Below are 221 nucleotides of genomic sequence, written 5' to 3' on the forward strand. Positions count from 1 at the left end.
AATCCTCACTACCGCAGCATGGGGGAACTCTACGGTTCCGAATATTGGACCTATTTGCTCCCAAAGCGCGTGGGGCAAGACAAAGCGCTGGAGCTTACGCAGCGCTGCCAGCCTCTCGGCGCGCGAAAGGCTTGCGAGATCGGCTTTCTCGATGACGTCTTCGGCGAAAATTTAGAGATGTTTGAAAAAGAGCTGAGGCTGCGCGCCATGGCGCTGGCGCA

The 221-nt window shown here is 57.0% G+C and carries 1 pseudogene; it reads left to right on the top strand.

From position 1 onward, the window contains the following. Positions 1-221: pseudogene (locus IYY11_RS00005) on the top strand (hydrogenase maturation protein); the annotation flags it as partial.

The sequence above is a fragment of the Methylocystis sp. H62 genome, assembly GCF_015709515.1.
GTDB lineage: Bacteria > Pseudomonadota > Alphaproteobacteria > Rhizobiales > Beijerinckiaceae > Methylocystis.